Source organism: Streptomyces yamdrokensis, from assembly GCF_053890455.1.
The window spans coordinates 940,322-957,882 of record NZ_CM132679.1; the positions used below are offsets into that span (position 1 = coordinate 940,322).

A 17,561-nucleotide genomic window follows, 5' to 3' on the forward strand; every position below is an offset into this window, starting at 1 on the left:
GTCACCGAATCAGCAGGGGTGGGGAGAGATCATGGACACCACACAGCGGACCGATCAGCAGAGGTCCGCCGACCGCCGCCGGCGCGAGCTGCTGGAGGCAGCCGACCGGGTGGTGCTGCGCGACGGCCCGCACGCCTCGATGAACGCGATCGCCGCCGAGGCGGGCATCACCAAACCGATCCTCTACCGGCACTTCGGCGACAAGGGAGGACTGTACGCCGCCCTCGCCCAGCGGCACACCGACGCCCTGCTGGCCTCGCTGCGGGCAGCACTGGACGCCCCGGCGGACCGGCGGGAGCGGGTCGAGAACACCCTGGACACCTATCTCGCGGCGATCGAGCTGCGCCCCCAGGTGTACCGGTTCCTGATGCACCCGGCGGAGGGTTCACCCGGCGACCAGGGCTTCGACGTCGGCAGGCACTCGGCGCCGCTGCTGCGACGCATGGGTGAGGAACTGGCCCAGGTCATCGAGGAGCGACTGGACCTCGGCCCCGGCAGCCGGCAACTGGCCCGCGTGTGGGGGCACGGGATCGTCGGCATGATGCACGCGGCCGGCGACTGGTGGCTCGGCGAACGGCCGTGCTCCCGGGCCGAGCTGGTGCGCAGCCTGGCCGACCTGCTGTGGGGCCGGCTGGCGGCGGCGGGCGACCGGGCCGGCGGGCCCGGATTCTGAGCCCCGGCCCTGCCGCCCGCCCCGAAGGGCACTCCCCCTTCACCCTTCTCTTTCCGCCTGCTCCGCTCGTTTCCCTCGGCCCCGCCCGCTCCAGGAGGCCCGCCGCACCTGACGGGTGAGTCTGCGCCGGCGCCAGCCGGTCAGGCGGTCGGCGTAGACGCGGCCCTCCAGGTGGTCGCACTCGTGCTGCAGGCACCGGGCGAAGAAACCCGTGCCGTGCACGGTGACCGGCTCCCCGGTCACCGTGCGGCCCTCGACGACCGCGTGGTCGTGGCGTTCCGTCCCGGCTTCCAGGCCCGGCAGCGACAGACAGCCCTCCGGGCCGCGCACCACCACGCCGTCCGTCTCGACCAGCCGCGGGTTGACCACATGTCCCAGATGGCGGACGTCCTCGTCGTCCGGGCAGTCGTACACGAACACCCGCAGCGGCACACCCACCTGGTTGGCGGCCAGGCCCACACCCCGTGCGGCGTACATCGTCGCGAACAAGTCCTCCACGAGGCGGGCCAGTTCCGGGCCGAAGTCGGTCACCTCCTCGCAGGGCGCGTGCAGCACCGGGTCGCCGAGCAGCGTGAGGGGCCGGACACGACCGTGGACACCGGGAATGGAACCGTCTCGCATGGCGGTCAGAGTACGGTCCTGGCAGCAACTCCCGTCCCCTGGGTGGCGACGTGGTTCTGGAGTGCGAATGGATCTCGATAGGCTGAGGTTCACACCACGTGGCCGTCAGCCACAGGCGCGGCGCGTACGCAAGGAGGATCGAGACTTGATGGCAGGCAACTCGGACCCGCTCACGCCGCGGGCCAAGCTGGCCGTGACCGCCGGCAAGGCGGTCGCAGCGGCATCACGCGCCGCGGGACGCGGCAGCGGTTCGGTGATCGGTGGCCGGGTCGCGCTCAAACTCGACCCCGATCTCCTCGCCCGGCTCGCCCAGAACCTGGACTGCATCCTGGTGTCGGCGACCAACGGCAAGACCACCACCACCCGGCTCATCGCGGAGGCCCTGCGGGCCGCCGGACCGGTCGTGTCCAACGCCCTCGGCGCCAACATGCCCGCGGGCATCACCTCGGCGCTCGCGGGGGGCTCGGAGTCGAAGTTCGGCGTCATCGAGGTCGACGAGAAGTACCTCGCCGGCGTCGCCCGCGACACCGACCCCAAGTGCATCGCCCTGCTCAATCTCTCCCGCGACCAGCTCGACCGGGCCGGCGAGACCCGGATGCTCGCGGAGAACTGGCGCGAGGGCCTGGCCGGCTCCAAGGCGGTCGTCGTCGCCAACTGCGACGACCCGCTGGTCGTGTGGGCCGCGTCCTCCTCCCCCAACGTGATCTGGGTCGCCGCGGGCCAGATGTGGAAGGACGACGCCTGGTCCTGCCCGTCCTGTGGCGGCGTGATGCAGCGCCCCGGCGACGACTGGTTCTGCGGCGAGTGCGGCTTCCGCCGGCCCACCCCGAGCTGGGCGCTCTCCGGCGACCACGTCCTCGACCCGCACGGCTCCGCCTGGCCGATCCACCTCCAGCTGCCGGGCCGCGCCAACAAGGCCAACGCCGCGAGTTCCGCGGCCGTCGCCGCGGTGTTCGGAGTACCCCCGCAGGTCGCCCTGGAGCGCATGTACCAGGTGCAGGCCGTCGCCGGCCGGTACGACGTCGTCCAGCACCAAGGCCGCGACCTGCGGCTGCTGCTCGCCAAGAACCCCGCGGGCTGGCTGGAGACGTTCTCCCTCATCGACCCGCCGCCCACCCCGGTGATCCTGTCGGTGAACGCCCGCTCCGCCGACGGCACCGACACCTCCTGGCTGTGGGACGTCGACTACACCCGGCTGACCGGCCACCCGATCGTCGTCCTCGGCGACCGGAAGCTGGACCTCGCGGTGCGGCTCGAGGTGGCGAACCAGCAGTTCCAGGTCTGCGAGGACCTCGACCAGGCGCTCCAGCAGTGCCCGCCCGGCCGGATCGAGGTCATCGCCAACTACACCGCGTTCCAGGACCTGCGCCGCCGCGTCGGCAACTGACGCCGGCGACGCATCGCGCCGTACTCTCAAGGACAGTGACTTCATGAGCGACAACGGTCTGCGGATCGTATGGATCTACCCCGACCTGCTGAGCACCTACGGCGACCAGGGCAATGTGCTCGTCGTGGAGCGCCGGGCCCGGCAGCGCGGCCTCGACGTGTCCCGGCTCGACGTGCGCAGCGACCAGCCGATCCCGACGTCCGGCGACATCTACCTGATCGGCGGCGGCGAGGACCGTCCGCAGCGGCTCGCGGCCGAGCGGCTGCGCCGGGACGGCGGCCTGCACCGGGCGGTGGGCAACGGCGCGATCGTGTTCTCCGTGTGCGCCGGCTACCAGATCCTCGGCCACGAGTTCATCAACGACCTCGGCCAGCGGGAGCCCGGCCTCGGCCTGCTCGACGTCGTCTCGGTGCGCGGCGAGGGCGCGCGGTGCGTCGGCGACGTGCTGGGCGACATCGACCCGCCGCTGGGGCTGCCGCCGCTGACCGGTTTCGAGAACCACCAGGGCGTCACCCACCTCGGTCCGACGGCCCGCCCGCTCGCCCGTGTGCGTTTCGGCAACGGCAACGGCACGGGGGACGGCACCGAGGGCGCCTACAACGACACCGTGTTCGGCACGTACATGCACGGCCCGGTGCTGGCCCGCAACCCGCAGATCGCGGACCTGATGCTGAAGCTGGCGCTCGACGTCAACGCGCTGCCGCCGACCGACGACCACTGGTACGAGGCGCTGCGGGGCGAGCGCATCGCGGCCTCGCAGCAGCCCGCGTAGGCCCTGCGGCCCCCTGGGCCCCTTCGGACGGGCCGGCGCTCCCGGCCCGTCTGACGGCTGGTCCGCACAGGTGAGCGCGGTCGTCCAGCAGGCGGACGCGTCCTTCGGTCCCACGCCCCGGTGCCGCTAGGGTGGCGGGGATCGAGCCGGACGACGCGGTCCGGTCCAGGCCCACGGCTAGAAGGTTGTTTCGGGCTATGCGTATTGGTGTCCTCACGTCCGGCGGCGACTGCCCCGGCCTGAACGCCGTCATCCGCTCCGTCGTGCACCGTGCCGTCGTCGACCACGGCGACGAGGTCATCGGCTTCCGGGACGGCTGGAAGGGCCTCCTGGAGGGCGACTACCTCAAGCTCGACCTCGACGCGGTGGGCGGCATCCTCTCCCTCGGCGGCACCATCCTCGGCTCCTCCCGGGTACGTCCCGAGCACCTGCGGGACGGGGTGGCACGGGCCAAGGGACACGTCCAGGAGCTCGGCCTCGACGCGATCATCCCGATCGGCGGTGAGGGCACCCTGAAGGCGGCCCGGCTGCTGTCGGACAACGGCCTGCCGATAGTGGGCGTGCCGAAGACCATCGACAACGACATCGCCGTCACCGACGTCACCTTCGGTTTCGACACGGCCGTCGGTGTGGCGACCGAGGCACTGGACCGGCTGAAGACGACCGCCGAGTCCCACCAGCGGGTGCTCATCGTGGAGGTCATGGGCCGTCACACCGGCTGGATCGCCCTGCACTCCGGCATGGCGGCCGGCGCGCACGCGATCGTCGTGCCGGAGCGGCCCTTCGACATCGAGGAGCTGACCGCGAAGGTCGGCGCGCGGTTCTCGGCGGGCAAGCGGTTCGCCATCGTGGTCGCCGCGGAGGGCGCCAAGCCGCGGGCCGGAGGCATGGACTTCGACGAGGGCGACAAGGACGTCTACGGCCATGAGCGGTTCGCCGGGATCGCGCGGCAGCTCTCCGTCGAACTGGAGGCGCGGCTCGGCAAGGAGGCACGCCCGGTGATCCTCGGACACACCCAGCGCGGCGGGACCCCGACCGCGTACGACAGGGTGCTGGCCACCCGGTTCGGCTGGCACGCCGTTCAGGCCGTGCACCGCGGGGAGTTCGGACGGATGACCGCGCTGCGCGGGACGGACATCGTGACGGTGTCGCTGGCCGAGGCCGTCGAGACGCTGAAGACGGTGCCCGAGGACCGCTACGCCGAGTCGGAGTGTGTCCTGTAGCACCTGCCGCCCGTCGGCGTTCCGGCAGCCGTCGGGCGAAGCCGCCCCCGGCCGCAGCCGCGGCCGGGGGCGGTTCTAGTCTGGTGCGGACAGACGGCGCACAATCCCCACGAAACGGAGCCGGCGGATGGATCACGGCGGGCACGGCATGACCATGGATCTGCCGCCGTTCACGCTGGGGCGAGGGCTCGCCTGGTCGGCGGACCCCTTCTTCCTCGTCGCCTGTCTGCTGGGACTGGCGCTGTACGGCTGGGCGGTCGTGCGCCTGACACGGCGCGGCGACAAGTGGCCGGTGGGACGGACCGTGTCGTTCGTCCTCGGCGTGCTGAGCATCGGCCTCATGATGTGCACCGGGCTGAACGACTACGGCATGGTCATGTTCAGCGTGCACATGGTGCAGCACATGGTCATCAGCATGGTGTCGCCCATCCTGCTCCTGCTCGGCGCCCCGATCACACTGGCACTGCGCGCCCTGCCGCCGGCCGCCCGCGGCAGCAAGGGGCCGCGCGAACTGCTGCTGATGCTGCTGCACAGCCGCTACATGCGGGTCGTCACCCACCCGGTGTTCACCATCCCGATGTTCATCGCGAGCCTGTACGGGCTGTACTTCACCCCTCTGTTCGACTTCCTGATGGGCTCCCAGGTGGGGCACATCGCGATGATGGTGCACTTCCTCGCGGTCGGTCTGGTGTTCTTCTGGCCGATCATGGGTGTGGATCCGGGCCCGCACCGGCCGGGCCATCTGATGCGGATGCTGGAACTGTTCGCGGGCATGCCGTTCCACGCGTTCTTCGGCATCGCGCTGATGATGGCGTCCACGCCAATGGTGACGAGCTTCCAGAACCCTCCGGGCTCCCTGGGCGTCGACGCGCTGTCCGACCAGAACGCGGCCGGCGGTATCGCCTGGGCGTTCAGCGAGGTCCCGTCCGTGCTGGTGCTGATCGCGCTGCTGTTCCAGTGGTACGCCTCGGACCAGCGGCAGGCCAAGCGCACCGACCGGGCCGCGGACCGCGACGGGGACAAGGAACTCGAGGCGTACAACGCCTATCTGGCCTCCTTGCACACCACCGGGAAATGAACCCCTTTCGGTCACTTTTCCTCCTCTTCTCTCCCTGTCGCTCACTTTCTCCCCGATTCACCTGAGAGGTGCCACCGTTCAGTAGCATGAGCCGCCAGGAACGGGCCGACGGGGGGGAAAGCGGTCATGGCACTGCGCGCGTCGTCGTCGGGAGCGGGCCGGGTCGTCGCCGGCCGTTATGTGCTGCTGCACCGGCTGGGCCGGGGCGGTATGGGGCATGTCTGGCTGGCCCATGACCGGAGACTCACCTGTGAGGTCGCCCTCAAGGAGATCGTCTTCCACGATCCGGCCGAGTCCGGCCAGGAGCGGGAGACCAGGGCCGCCCGCGCCCGCGCGAAGGCCCGGCACGCGGCCGGTCTGCGTGATCACCCGCATGTGGTGACCGTGCACGACGTCATGGAGCACGAGGGCCTGCCGTGGATCGTCATGGAGTACGTGGCGGGCGCCGTCGACCTGCGGGAGCTGGTCGCCCGGCGCGGCGCGCTCGCTCCCGCCGAGTGCGCCCGGATCGGGCTGGCCGTCCTGGACGCGCTGGCCACCGGTCACGAGCGGGGCGTGCTGCACCGGGACGTGAGACCGGCGAACATCCTGCTCGCCCCGGACCGCACCGGCGCGCCGTACGGGCGGGTCCTGCTCACCGACTACGGCATCTCCGGGCAGCCGGACACCGGTGAGACGCGGTACACCATGGCGTCCGGGGTGGTCGGCACCTCGGGCTGGCTGGCGCCCGAGCGCGCCACCGGGAGTCCGGCGACGCCGGCCGCCGACCTGTTCTCCCTGGGCTGCACGCTGTACCACGGCGTCGAGGGGCGCGGCCCCTTCGAGCGGGAGTCACCGCTCGCGTCGATCGCGGCGGTCGTCGCGGAGGAGCCGCGCCGGCCGGTGCGGGCGGGTGCCCTGGAGCCGGTGCTGCGGGGCCTGCTCGAGAAGGACCCCCGGCGGCGGACGTCCGCACGGATGCTGGAGGCGGAGCTGTCGCGGCTCGTCACGCCCGGGTCGGAGTCGTGCGCCCGGCCGCCCACCGACCTTGGCTCCCAGCCGCCCTGGGCCACACCGGCCCTGCTCGCGGGCACCACAGCGCCCACGGAAGCCGCTGAGGATGCGGATGCTGCGGGACGTACAGCGCCTGCGGGACCAACGGGACGCACGGCACCCGCACCCGCACCCGCACCCGCACACCAGCGTCCGCGTCACCCCGTCCTGCGAACGGCCGGCGCCGTCGGGCTCGGCGTGGTGCTGGCCCTGGGCGGTGCCTGGTACGCGCTGGCCGACCGGACTGACGGCGGGAGGGCGACGGCGCCGTACGGGGATGCCGTGGGGCTCGCCGAGCCGCTCGAGCGGGGTGACTGCGTGCGCGCCGTCTGGCCCGGCGACCGCCGGTTCACCGGCGTGCCCCGGCTCAGCGTCGAACCGGCCTGTGCGGGCGCGGCGGGCCGGGAGGTCGACGGACAGGTCGTGGGGTTCGTCGGGGCCCCCTCCGCCGAGGAGGCGCGGGAGCTGGGTCCGGCCCGGTGCGAGGAGGCGACGCGGGAGTTCCGCGGGCGTATGGCCTCGGTACGCCCTCTCGCTGTCGTACCCGTCCCGGACGGTTTCGAGGAGACCGGGCGGCGCACCGCCTGTCTGGTCCTGGGGGCGCGGGGACCCGTGTACGGGCCGCTCGGCGACCGTCGCCCGTTCGGCACGGCGTTCGCGGACACCGTGCCGATGCAGCGCAGGGACTGCCTGGACACGCGCCCGGGGCGTCGGGCCCTGCTGGTGCCGTGCGGTGGCCGGTACGAGGAACAGGTCCTCGGGTTCACCCGACTGGGCGAGGACGTCACGCTCACCGAGGCACGCACCCTGTCGGACACGGCCTGCGCCCGTGACGTGCCACCGCGTGACTACGGCTTCGACCCGTCCGTCCACGAAACCGGGTCGTGGACCGGTGAGCTGTCCTGGGACACGGGCCTGCATGTCGTCGTGTGCACGGTAAAGCGGCGGAACGGGGGCACCATGGAGGGAACCGAACCATGAGGAGGGTGTCGCGATGCCCGGTTCCAGCAACGGTTCCACCTCGACGAAGACCATGGGAGTACTCACCGTCGGCGGGCTCGTCGCCGTGACGGCCTACACGGTGGCGCTCGGCAGCAACGGATGGCTGTGGTTCGGCTGGGTCGTCCTGGGGCTGATCACCCTCGCCATGGTCACCACACCCAGCGCCTGAGCCGCCGGACAGGCCCTGGCCAAGCCTCCCTCGGTACCCAGGGGCTTTCGTCCGGATCAGGCCGGACCCCGCGGGGTCCGGCCTGATCCGGACGAAAGCCCCTGCCCGGCGGGCCGGCTCACTTCGGTGTGAGCCGGCCCGCCAGGTGCACGCCCGGCTGGTACTTCGGCAGCCGGACGGTGACTCTCATGCCCGCGCCGACCGCGGTCTCGATGACGAGGCCGTAGTCGTCGCCGTACACCTGGCGGAGCCGGTCGTCGACGTTGGACAGGCCGATGCCGCCCGTGTGGTCGACCTCGCGGGCGAGGATGCGACGCAGCAGGCCGGGGTCCATTCCGGCGCCGTCGTCCTCGATCACGACGAGGGCTTCGGCGCCGGTGTCCTGCGCGGTGATGTGGATGTGGCACTTGTCGGCCTTGCCCTCGAGGCCGTGCTTGACGGCGTTCTCGACCAGGGGCTGCAGGCAGAGGAAGGGCAGGGCGACCGGGAGCACCTCGGGGGCGATCTGCAGCGTGACGGAGAGGCGGTCGCCGAAGCGGGCCCGCACCAGCGCCAGGTAGTGGTCGATGGCGTGGAGCTCGTCGGCGAGGGTGGTGAAGTCACCGTGCCGGCGGAACGAGTAGCGGGTGAAGTCGGCGAACTCCAGCAGCAGCTCACGGGCCCGCTCGGGGTCCGTACGCACGAACGAGGCGATCACGGCGAGTGAGTTGAAAATGAAGTGCGGGGATATCTGCGCCCGCAGCGCTCTGATCTCGGCCTCGATGAGGCGGGTGCGGGACTGGTCGAGATCGGCGAGTTCGAGCTGGACGGAGACCCAGCGGGCGACCTCCGCGGCGGCCCGGACCAGGACCGCGGACTCGCGGGGCGCGCAGGCGACGAGCGCGCCGTGGACCCGGTCGTCGACGGTGAGCGGGGCGACGACGGCCCAGCGCACCGCGCAGTCGGGGGTGTCGCAGGTGAGCGGAAAGGCCTCGCCGCGTCCGGACTCGAGGGGGCCGGCCAGGCGCTCCATGATCTCGGTGCGGTGATGGGCGCCGGCGCCGTCCCAGACGAGGACCTGTTCGCGGTCGGTGAGGCACAGGGCGTCGGTGCCGAGCAGGGAGCGCAGTTTGCGGGCGGACCGGCCTGCGGTCTCCTCGGTCAGTCCGGCGCGGAGCGGGGGCGTGGCCAGGGAAGCGGTGTGCAGGGTCTCGAAGGTGGCGTGCTCGACGGGGGTTCCGAGGCCGGCGAGGCCGGGCGACCGTGCGGTACGCCGGCCGAGCCAGAAGCCGGCGGCCAGCAGGGGCAAAACGGCGACGCACAGGCCCGCCAGGAATCCGCTCACTTGGACACCTCCGTCCGTAGCTCCTCCGGCAGGTGGAACCGGGCGAGCACCGCCGCCGTGCCGGGCGGCACCCGGCCGGAGGTGGCCAGGGAGACCAGGATCATGGTGAGGAAGCCCACCGGCACCGACCACAGGGCGGGCCAGGCGAGCAGTGCGTGCCATGCGCCCCGGCCCGGATAGCCGGCCATGGTCGCGGCGACGGCGAGGAAGGCGGAGCCGCCGCCGACCAGCATGCCGGCCGCCGCACCCGGCGGGGTGAGCCGGCGCCACCAGATACCGAGGACGAGCAGCGGGCAGAACGAGGAGGCCGACACGGCGAAGGCGAGCCCCACGGCGTCGGCCACCGGCAGCCCGCCCACCAGGAAGCTGGCCAGGAGCGGGACGGCCATGGCGAGGACCGTGCCGAGCCTGAAGTGCCGTACGCCGCGCGAGGGCAGGACGTCCTGGGTGATCACGCCGGCCACGGCCATGGTCAGCCCGGAGGCCGTGGACAGGAACGCGGCGAAGGCTCCCCCGGCGACCAGCGCGCCGAGCAGGTCGCCGCCCACTCCCCCGAACATGCGGCCGGGCAGCAGGAGCACGGCGGCGTCCGCGTCACCGGTGAGGGTCAGCTCGGGGGCGTACAGGCGGCCGAGGGCTCCGTAGACCGGAGGCAGCAGGTAGAAGGCGCCGATCAGGCCGAGAACGGCGACGGTGGTACGACGGGCGGCGACACCGTGCGGGCTGGTGTAGTAGCGGACCACCACGTGCGGCAGGCCCATCGTGCCGAAGAAGGTGGCGAGGATCAGCCCGTACGTGGCGTACAGCGGGCGTTCCTCGCGGGACTCGGCGCGGGAGGGCGTCAGGGCGTCGTCGGCGCCGCGTCCCGCGGCCGGGACCTCGGCCCCCTCGGCGAAGGTCAGCCGGGTACCGCCGTCGATGCGATGGGTGCCGGCGCTCAGGTCGACCTCGGTGCCGTCGTGTTCGCGGCCGTCGACGGTGCCGTCCACGGTGACGGCCAGCGGGTCGACGATCCTCAGGTCCACGGTGTCGTCGACGCGGACGACACGCCGTTCGCGGAAGGTGGCGGGCTCGTCGAAGGCGTGGCTGGGCGCCCCGTCGCTCTGCCAGGCGAGGACCAGGAACAGGACGGGCACGAGCAGGGCGGTGAGCTTGAGCCAGTACTGGAAGGCCTGCACGAAGGTGATGCTGCGCATGCCTCCGGCGGCGACGATGACGGTGACCACTACGGCGACGATCACTCCGCCGAGCCAGTCGGGGGCGCCGGTCAGCACGGTCAGGGTGAGCCCCGCGCCCTGGAGCTGGGGCAGCAGGTACAGCCAGCCGACGCCGACGACGAAGGCGCCCGCGAGCCGCCGCACGGCGTGCGAGGCGAGGCGGGCCTCGGCGAAGTCGGGCAGTGTGTAGGCGCCGGAGCGGCGCAGCGGTGCGGCGACGAACAACAGCAGGACCAGATAGCCGGCGGTGTAGCCGACCGGGTACCAGAGCATGTCGGGGCCCTGGACCAGGACCAGGCCCGCGATGCCGAGGAAGGACGCGGCGGAGAGGTACTCGCCGCTGATGGCGGCCGCGTTCAGGCGGGGGCCGACCGTGCGGGAGGCGACGTAGAAGTCGGAGGTGGTGCGGGAGATGCGCAGGCCGAAGGCGCCGACGAGGATGGTCGCCAGGACGACGAGGGCCACGGCGGGTACGGCGTAACTGGAGTTCACGTGCCTGGGTTTCCTCAGCGGTCCTCGACGAGCCGTACGAAGTCGCGTTCGTTGCGTTCGGCGCGGCGTACGTACCAGCGGGCGAGCAGGACCAGTGGCGGGTAGAGCCCGAAGCCGAGTACCGCCCACTCCAGCCTGCGGGCGTCCGGAGCGGCCGCGAAGACCAGCGGGAGCGGGCCGACGAGCAGGACGAGGACCGCGAACACGGTGAGTCCGGTGCGCAGCTGGATGCGCATCAGGGAACGGACGTAGGTGTGGCCGAGGGTGGTCTGCTCGTCGATCTCGGTGCGCGGGCGGTAGTAACCGGAGGAGCGGCGGGTGCGGCGGGGCGGGCCGGTGACGACCACCCGGCGTTCGGTCGGGTCCTGGGGCATGCCTTCTCCCCTCAGCCCGTGGTCCGGCGCATCAGCAGGTCCCGCAGTTCACGGGAGTGCCGCCGGCTGACCTGGAGCTCCTCGGAGCCGATCAGGACGCTCACGGTGCCCGTACCGAGGCGGAGTTCCCCGATGTGGCGCAGGGCGACGAGATGGCGGCGGTGGATGCGGACGAAGCCGCGTGAACGCCAGCGTTCCTCCAGGGTGGACAGCGGTATGCGGACGAGGTGACTGCCGCGGTCGGTGTGCAGGCGGGCGTAGTCGCCCTGGGCCTCCACGTGCGTGATGTCGTCGACCACGACGAAGCGGGTCACGCCGCCGAGTTCGACGGCTATGTGGTCCGGGTCGGGTTCGTGCACGGGGATGCGCGGGGTGCTGTCGCGCTGTTCGGCGGCGCGCAGTTCGACGACGCGGCGGACCGCTTCGGCCAGCCGCTCCGTGCGGACGGGCTTGAGGACGTAGTCGACGGCCTTGAGGTCGAACGCCTGCACGGCGAAGTCCTCGTGCGCGGTGACGAACACGACCAGCGGCGGCCGGGCGAAGCCGCCGAGCAGCCGGGCGAGGTCGAGTCCGTCGAGGCCGGGCATCTGGATGTCGAGGAAGACGACGTCGATGGCCTCGGGTCCGTCGGGCCCCGACTCCAGCGCGCGGTTGATGCGGCGCAGCGCCCCGGTCGCGTCGCCGGCGCCCTCGGCACTGCCGATGCGGGGATCGGCGTGCAGCAGGTAGAGCAGTTCCTCCAGCGAGGGGCGTTCGTCGTCGACGGCGAGGGCGCGCAGCATGAAGGTGGAGTCTAGGGGGGATTTTCACGTCTGGACATGGCCCGGACGTGGGCTTTCCCGTTGGACGGCGGGGGCCTGCCGGTGCTGGTTACAGTGCGGGTATGAGCAGCAGGCCGGCACCGTTCGACGAGCTGGACCGACAGATCGTCACCGCTCTGATGGCGAATGCCCGGACGTCCTTCGCCGAGATCGGCGCGGCGGTCGGCCTGTCGTCGACGGCGGTCAAGCGCCGGGTGGACCGTCTGCGCGAGACGGGGGTGATCACCGGGTTCACGGCGACGGTACGGCCGTCGGCGCTGGGCTGGCGCACGGAGGCCTACGTCGAGGTGTACTGCGAGGGGGCGGCGCCGCCCCGGCGGCTGGCGGAGGTGGTGCGCAACCATCCGGAGATCGCCGCGGCGATGACGGTGACCGGCGGTGCCGACGCGCTGCTGCATCTGCGGGCGCGGGACGTGGAGCACTTCGAGGAGGTGCTGGAGCGGATCCGTGCGGAGCCGTTCATCCGCAAGACGATCAGCGTGATGGTGCTCTCCCATCTGATCCCGGAGAGTCCGGAGGCGGGTGCGAGCCAGCCGGCTCCGTAGCGCCCACGGGTTCCGCGCGAGGCGCAGCAGGCGTGCGCAGAACGGGGGGAACACGCAGCATTACTGCGTGAGCGCGCATCTCATGTTCCTTGTCGCCCGGTCCGGTCGCTTTCTACCGTGGACACACCCCTGATGACACCGCGTGGAAGCGGAGGCACCCCTCTGTGACCGATACCCGTGTGCCGTCCCGACGGCGCTACCTCGTCTGCGACCCCGGACACTTCGCCGTACGGTACGCGATCAACCCCTGGATGCGTCCCGACCGTCCCGTCGACCTCGCCCTGGCCCAGCGGCAGTGGCGCGCGCTGGTCGACGTCTACCGCGCCCACGGTCATACCGTGGAGAGCGTGCAACCGGTACCCGGCCTGCCCGACATGGTGTTCGCCGCGAACGCGGCGGTCGTCGTCGGGGGCCGTGTCCTCGGCTCCCTGTTCGTGTCGCCCGAGCGGCGCCCCGAATCCGAACCGTACGAGACCTGGTTCAAGGCGGAGGGCTTCGACGTCCACCGTCCCGAGTCGGTGTGCGAGGGCGAGGGCGACCTGGTGCCCGCCGGGCGCTGGATCCTCGCCGGCACCGGTTTCCGCACCACCCGCGAGGCGCATCACGAGGCGCAGGAGTTCTTCGGGATGCCCGTGATCGGCCTGACGCTGGTCGATCCGTACTTCTACCACCTGGACACGGCGCTGTTCGCACTGGACGAGGAGAACATCGCGTACTACCCGGAGGCCTTCTCGCCGGGGAGCCGCGAGGTGCTGGCCCGGCTGTATCCCGACGCGGTGACGGCGACCCGTGAGGACGCGATGGCCTTCGGCCTGAACTCCGTCTCCGACGGACGTCATGTGTTCGTCTCACCGGGGGCGGCGTCCCTCGCCGCGCGGCTCGCCGACCGCGGCTACGTTCCCGTTCCCGTCGACCTGTCCGAGTTCCACAAGGCAGGCGGCGGGATCAAGTGCTGCACTCAGGAGATCCGCTCATGACCTCTGCCGCCCGTACCCGTTCGTCCGCCGCGCTGATCGGTGCGGAGGAGCCGGTGCTCGCGCACAACTACCACCCGTTGCCCGTGGTCGTCGCCCGCGCTCGGGGCGCGTGGGTGGAGGACGTGGAGGGCCGCCGCTACCTCGACATGCTGGCCGGCTACTCGGCACTCAACTTCGGCCACCGGCACCCCGCGCTGACCGAGGCGGCGCACTGCCAGCTGGACCGGCTCACGCTGACCTCGCGCGCCTTTCACAACGACCGGCTCGCCGAGTTCGCCGAACGGCTGGCCGCGCTGACCGGGCTGGACATGGTGCTGCCCATGAACACCGGTGCGGAGGCGGTGGAGAGCGCGGTGAAGGTGGCCCGCAAGTGGGCCTACGACGTGAAGGGCGTCCCGGCCGGCGAGGCGACGATCGTGGTCGCCGCCGACAACTTCCACGGCCGGACGACGACCATCGTCGGCTTCTCGACGGACGAGACCGCCCGCGCCGGCTTCGGGCCCTTCACCCCGGGCTTCCGGGCCGTCCCCTACAACGACCTGGCGGCGATGGAGGAGGCGGTCGACGGGACGACTGCCGCGGTGCTGATCGAGCCGATCCAGGGCGAGGCGGGGGTGAACATCCCCGACGACGGCTATCTGGCGGGCGTGCGGGAGCTGACGCGCCGCGCGGGGTGCCTGTTCGTCGCGGACGAGATCCAGTCGGGGCTCGGCCGTACGGGGCACACGCTGGCCGTGGACCACGAGTCGGTCGTCCCGGACATGGTGCTGCTCGGCAAGGCGCTGGGCGGCGGCATCGTCCCGGTGTCGGCGGTGGTGGCCCGGCGCGAGGTGCTCGGGGTGCTGCACCCCGGGGAGCACGGCTCGACGTTCGGCGGCAATCCGCTGGCCGCGGCCGTCGGTACGGCGGTGGTGGAACTGCTGGAGACGGGCGAGTTCCAGCGCCGGGCGGCGGAACTGGGCGTGGTACTGCGCGGCGGGCTGGAGTCGCTGGTCGGCCGGGGCGTCGTCGGTTTCCGCTCGCGCGGGCTGTGGGCGGGTGTCGACGTCGACCCGGCGCTCGGCACCGGCCGTGAGATCAGTGAGCGGCTGATGCGGGAGGGAATCCTGGTCAAGGACACCCACGGGTCCACCATCCGGCTGGCCCCGCCGCTCACCGTCCGGCGCGAGGAACTCCAGGACGCCCTGGGGACACTGGGGAAGGTGCTGGGTCAGGGCGGCTGACCCGGCCGGCCCGTTGCCGTCCGGCCGTTCTCGCCGGTCCCCGCCTCGCCCGGGAAGCCCGCTGCCCGGTTCCCGGGTGAAGATGGGGACAAGAGGTGGTAGACCACTGTCAGCGACAGAGAGGTCGGCCGTGGGCGGACACGCGAGTGGACACGGGGAGCAGGACGTTGCCAGGCAGGGGTTCGACGTGGCCGACGCCGCTCCCCTGGTGCTCGATCCGCAGGGCGTGGTGACGAACTGGACCGGACCGGCCGAGCGGCTGCTGGGGTACACGGCGGCCGAGGCGGTGGGCGGGAAGCTGTCCGATCTGCTGACCGCCGAGGATGCCGAGCGGGTGCCGGACCTGGTCGGGCGCTGCCTGACCGACGACGGCTGGGCCGGCCTGATGACGGCCCGGCACCGGGACGGACACGCGGTCCCCGTCATGGTCAGGGTGCTGCGGACCGTGGAGCCGCGGGGCCGCTCGTCCCTGCTGGTACTGCTGTCGGAGCTGGCCGGCTCCTCCGGCTGGGACATGAGCCGCGCGATGCTGGAGCAGATGGTCGCCGGATCGGCGATCGGGCTCGCGATCGTGGACACGGACCTGCGGTTCGTGTGGTCGAACACCGCGCTCGAGCAGTTCGGCGGCGGCCCCGCGCAACGGCGGCTGGGGCTGCGGTTCGCCGATGTCCAGCCCGGACTGGACGCCGAGGCCGTCGAGGCGCGGATGCGTCACGTCCTGGAGACCGGCGAGCCGGTGGTCGGCTTCGAACACGTCGGCCAGGCCCGTTCGGCGCCGCTGCGGGAGACCGCGCACATGCTGTCGTTCACCCGGCTCGACGACGACCGGGGCCACCCGATGGGCGTCTGCTACAGCGTCGTCGACATCACCGACCGGCACCGCGCGCGCCGGCGCCTCGCGCTGCTCGACCGGGCCGGCCGGCACATCGGCCGCACTCTGGACGTCATGCACACCGCGCAGGAGCTGGCCGACGTCGCCGTCCCGGATCTCGCGGACTTCGTGACCGTGGACCTTCTGGAGACGGTGCTGCGGGGCGCCGAGCTCCCGCCGGGACCGCTCGCGGAGACGGACGGGGTGCCGCTGCTCCGCGCGGGCCACCGGTCCGTGTACGAGGATCTGCCGCGCACGGTCCGGGACATCGGCGCGCCGGTCTCCTATCTGCCCGGTACACCGCCGCTCCGCTGCCTGACCACGGGCAGGGCCTGGCGTCAGGAGCAGCTCGACCCGCTCGCCCCGGGGTGGATCGAGAGCAGGCCCGGCAGCCGGGCGCCCACGTTCCTGGAGCTGGGGCTGCAGAGTGTGATGATCGTGCCGATCCGCGCCCGGGGTGTCACCCTGGGCGTCACCGTGTTCTTCCGGCGCCGCCGGGACCCCTTCAGCAAGGACGACACGAACCTCGCCGAGGACCTCGTCTCGCGCGCCGCCGTCTGTGTGGACAACGCCCGGCGCTACACCAGGGAGCGGAACGCGGCACTCGTGCTGCAGCGCAGCCTGCTGCCCCACCGGCTCCCGGAGCAGGACGCCGTCGAGGTGGCCGCGTGCTACCGCCCGGCCGACGAACTGACCGGTCTGGGCGGCGACTGGTACGACCTGATCCCGCTGTCGGGTGCCCGCGTCGCCCTCGTCGTCGGCGAGGTCCCCGGACACGGTATCGACGCCGCCGCCGCGATGGGCCGGCTGCGGACCGCCGTACGAACCCTGGCCGCGCTGGATCTGCCCCCCGAGGAGGTGCTGGGGCATCTGGACGACCTGGTGTCGCAGTCGGCGTGCGAGGGGGAGACCGAGCCTGCGGCGTCCTACGGCCAGTCCGTGGGATCCGGTTGCCTGTACATCGTCTACGACCCGGTCGACGGGCGGTGCGCGATGGCCGCCGCGGGCCATCCCGCGCCCGTCCTGGTGGCGCCCGACGGCTCGGTGGGCTTCGTGGAACTGCCGGCGGGGCCTGCGCTCGGCGTGGGCGGTCCGCCGTTCGAGGCGGTGGAGCTGAGCCTGACCGAGGGCAGCACGGTCGTCCTGCACACCGACGGTCTGCTGGCCGGTTTCCCCGACGGGAACGGAACCGGGGACGCCGACCCCGGCCGGGAGCGGCTGCGGCAGGCGCTGCAAGAGGCTCCGGATTCCCTGGACCAACGGTGCCGGGCGGTGGTGGACGCTTTGGTACCCGCCCGCCCGTACGACGACGTGGCCATGCTGCTGGCCCGTACCCGGCTCCTGGACGCCGGCCAGGTGGCGGTCTGGGACCTGCCGGCGGATCCGGCCGTGGTGGCCGAGGCCCGCAAAACGGCCACCCGGCAGCTGGGCCGCTGGGGCCTGGACGAGCTGGTCTTCACCGCGGAGCTGGTGGTCAGCGAACTGGTCACCAACGCCATCCGGCACGCCGCCGGCCCCGTCCGGCTGCGGTTGATCCGGGAGCGTGCGCTGGTCTGCGAGGTGTTCGACGGCGGGGCGACCACGCCCCATCTGCGGCACCCCCGCGCCATGGACGAGGGCGGGCGCGGGCTGTTGCTGGTCTCGCAGCTCGCCCAGCGGTGGGGTACCCGATTCGTTCCCGACGGGAAGGTCATCTGGGCCGAGATGCCGCTGACCGACCCGGACGACCTCCCCGTCGAATGACGCCGCCGGCATCGCAC

Annotated in this window: 16 protein-coding genes; 11 read left to right on the forward strand and 5 right to left on the reverse strand. The window is 72.3% G+C overall.

Annotated elements, in window-relative coordinates; all coding sequences use genetic code 11:
- Positions 1–31 precede the first annotated feature (31 nt).
- On the forward strand, positions 32–673 hold the full coding sequence (locus tag ACWZEH_RS03615; protein ID WP_456195549.1) for a TetR/AcrR family transcriptional regulator: 642 nt from the start codon (positions 32–34) through the stop codon (positions 671–673).
- A gap of 39 nt (positions 674–712) precedes the next feature.
- Here the strand turns inward: ACWZEH_RS03615 and def are convergent, their stop codons facing one another.
- The gene (def, locus tag ACWZEH_RS03620) at positions 713–1,294 is read right to left on the reverse strand and encodes a peptide deformylase (RefSeq protein WP_456195550.1); all 582 of its coding nucleotides are present in this window, start codon (positions 1,292–1,294) and stop codon (positions 713–715) included.
- Positions 1,295–1,442: 148 nt separating this feature from the next.
- On the opposite strand from def, the gene ACWZEH_RS03625 reads away from it, so the two are divergent.
- From ACWZEH_RS03625 to ACWZEH_RS03650, 6 genes are all read left to right on the forward strand, one after another.
- Positions 1,443–2,681 (forward strand): Mur ligase family protein, encoded by a 1,239-nt coding sequence (locus tag ACWZEH_RS03625; RefSeq protein ID WP_383809457.1) that lies wholly within the window; start codon positions 1,443–1,445, stop codon positions 2,679–2,681.
- Positions 2,682–2,724: 43 nt separating this feature from the next.
- Complete coding sequence (locus tag ACWZEH_RS03630; protein ID WP_456195552.1) at positions 2,725–3,453, forward strand: type 1 glutamine amidotransferase; 729 nt, start codon at positions 2,725–2,727, stop codon at positions 3,451–3,453.
- A gap of 197 nt (positions 3,454–3,650) precedes the next feature.
- Positions 3,651–4,676, forward strand: coding sequence for a 6-phosphofructokinase (locus ACWZEH_RS03635; protein ID WP_456195554.1), 1,026 nt, complete (start codon positions 3,651–3,653; stop codon positions 4,674–4,676).
- 127 nt (positions 4,677–4,803) lie between these two features.
- Positions 4,804–5,754, forward strand: a complete 951-nt coding sequence (locus tag ACWZEH_RS03640; RefSeq protein ID WP_456195556.1) for a cytochrome c oxidase assembly protein — start codon at positions 4,804–4,806, stop codon at positions 5,752–5,754.
- A 126-nt stretch (positions 5,755–5,880) separates the two neighbouring features.
- Positions 5,881–7,767, forward strand: a complete 1,887-nt coding sequence (locus ACWZEH_RS03645; RefSeq protein ID WP_456195558.1) for a serine/threonine-protein kinase — start codon at positions 5,881–5,883, stop codon at positions 7,765–7,767.
- A 13-nt stretch (positions 7,768–7,780) separates the two neighbouring features.
- Positions 7,781–7,957, forward strand: coding sequence for a hypothetical protein (locus ACWZEH_RS03650; RefSeq protein ID WP_456195560.1), 177 nt, complete (start codon positions 7,781–7,783; stop codon positions 7,955–7,957).
- Positions 7,958–8,075: 118 nt separating this feature from the next.
- Here the strand turns inward: ACWZEH_RS03650 and ACWZEH_RS03655 are convergent, their stop codons facing one another.
- The 4 genes from ACWZEH_RS03655 to ACWZEH_RS03670 are packed head-to-tail and all read right to left on the reverse strand — an operon-like array spanning position 8,076 to position 12,146.
- Entirely contained in the window at positions 8,076–9,281 is a 1,206-nt protein-coding gene (locus ACWZEH_RS03655; protein WP_456195562.1) for a sensor histidine kinase, read from the reverse strand.
- Entirely contained in the window at positions 9,278–10,990 is a 1,713-nt protein-coding gene (locus tag ACWZEH_RS03660) for a sodium/solute symporter (RefSeq protein ID WP_456195564.1), read from the reverse strand. The genes ACWZEH_RS03655 and ACWZEH_RS03660 overlap by 4 nt, the downstream gene beginning before the upstream one ends.
- A gap of 14 nt (positions 10,991–11,004) precedes the next feature.
- On the reverse strand, positions 11,005–11,364 hold the full coding sequence (locus tag ACWZEH_RS03665; RefSeq protein ID WP_456195566.1) for a hypothetical protein: 360 nt from the start codon (positions 11,362–11,364) through the stop codon (positions 11,005–11,007).
- 11 nt (positions 11,365–11,375) lie between these two features.
- Positions 11,376–12,146 carry a LytR/AlgR family response regulator transcription factor gene (locus ACWZEH_RS03670; RefSeq protein ID WP_456195568.1) on the reverse strand — a complete coding sequence of 257 codons (771 nt, stop codon included), beginning with the start codon at positions 12,144–12,146 and terminating at the stop codon, positions 11,376–11,378.
- A gap of 101 nt (positions 12,147–12,247) precedes the next feature.
- Here ACWZEH_RS03670 and ACWZEH_RS03675 point away from each other — a divergent pair, with 101 nt between their 5' ends.
- The 4 genes from ACWZEH_RS03675 to ACWZEH_RS03690 all read left to right on the forward strand — a co-directional run bounded on the left by ACWZEH_RS03675 (position 12,248) and on the right by ACWZEH_RS03690 (position 17,544).
- Positions 12,248–12,730, forward strand: a complete 483-nt coding sequence (locus ACWZEH_RS03675; protein WP_055592719.1) for an Lrp/AsnC family transcriptional regulator — start codon at positions 12,248–12,250, stop codon at positions 12,728–12,730.
- Positions 12,731–12,894: 164 nt separating this feature from the next.
- Complete coding sequence (gene ddaH, locus ACWZEH_RS03680) at positions 12,895–13,707, forward strand: dimethylargininase (RefSeq protein ID WP_456195570.1); 813 nt, start codon at positions 12,895–12,897, stop codon at positions 13,705–13,707.
- Positions 13,704–14,930 carry an ornithine--oxo-acid transaminase gene (gene rocD / locus ACWZEH_RS03685; protein ID WP_456195572.1) on the forward strand — a complete coding sequence of 409 codons (1,227 nt, stop codon included), beginning with the start codon at positions 13,704–13,706 and terminating at the stop codon, positions 14,928–14,930. Before ddaH ends, rocD begins: the two co-directional genes overlap by 4 nt.
- 130 nt (positions 14,931–15,060) lie before the next feature.
- Positions 15,061–17,544: a SpoIIE family protein phosphatase gene (locus tag ACWZEH_RS03690; protein WP_456195574.1), complete on the forward strand. Its 2,484-nt coding sequence runs from the start codon at positions 15,061–15,063 to the stop codon at positions 17,542–17,544.
- Positions 17,545–17,561: the final 17 nt, after the last annotated feature.